The sequence below is a fragment of the Henriciella mobilis genome (assembly GCF_003576315.1).
Classification (GTDB): domain Bacteria; phylum Pseudomonadota; class Alphaproteobacteria; order Caulobacterales; family Hyphomonadaceae; genus Henriciella; species Henriciella mobilis.
Map to the genome: position 1 here is coordinate 1 of NZ_QWFZ01000001.1, position 1,022 is coordinate 1,022.

Here is a 1,022-nt window from a genome sequence, read left to right on the forward strand (position 1 = left end):
GTATCTTGTTTTTACAGCATACATCATTCAAAGCGTTTGTATCTCGTGTGTGCTATAAGCTTGTATGTGTCGCTGGTTTGTGCATCAGACCGTGTAAAAGCAAGAGTCCCACCATTTTATGAGTTTGCTGGAGGTTGGGCTTTTTTTGGTGTTGTGCAGTGGATCGTCAGGTCAGATGACAACAGAAGGCACCGACAATTTGGGGATGAAGGTAGATGAAGGAAGGAGTAAACTGCGGCTTACTGACCCAACATGGTTTTGACTTCTTCAGCGAGTTTGCCGAGGTTATCCTTGACTGCGGTCAAGTGTGGCATCAGCTTCTCTCTCACCTCGTCGAAGTTGGTCTCCTTCAAGGTACTGGCCTGGTCATAGTACGTCTTCATCTGGTCTTTGTAGTCCTGCACGTAGGGCTCCACCATTTCCTTCACCGCCATCACGCGCTCTGTGATCTTCCCGCGGATCTTTTCGATGATTGGCATCAGTTTGCTCTTGGTCTCTTCCACGTTCTTGTCGATCTTCTCCTGCAGCTCGGTCATCACGGGCTTGAGTTTCTCTTTCCAGGCTGCCACGTCGGCCTCATGCTTCTTCGTGTACTCATCCAGGTGGGGCTGGAGCAGGGCCTTGTACTCCTCGATGTGGTTGTTGACCACTGTGTGGAGTTCGGCGCGCATTGGCTCCAGCTCCGCCTTCAGAGTGTCAATGTCGGTTTGGATTGAGGCGCGCAGGTCCCGGGTGGCGTCATCGAGGGTTGACACGGCGCTGTCGGTGAAGGGCGCAACCTGCTCCTGGAGCTTGAGGATCTGATCGTGGATGAAGTTAGTGCGGGTCAAGATGGCATTCTTGGCTGCCTCGTCGTCGATCTTTCCGGCGATGTTTTCCAGGCTGGTCTTGATTGAATCCAGGTACAGCCTCATGAGACCGCGAGCATGCTCCAGATGAGAGGGAGCGTCGGCCTGCAGAGCGGCGCCATGGCAACCAACGGCAAGGAGAGCAAGAGCGAGAGCCACAAACTTCATGATGAC

Annotated in this window: 1 protein-coding gene; it reads right to left on the reverse strand. The window is 53.2% G+C overall.

The genetic code is table 11. The annotated features are described in order from the left end of the window. Positions 1–239 precede the first annotated feature (239 nt). Positions 240–1,022: apolipoprotein A-IV repeat region-like domain-containing protein (locus D1227_RS00005; protein WP_147373240.1), on the reverse strand; the 783-nt coding region annotated here is incomplete at its 5' end.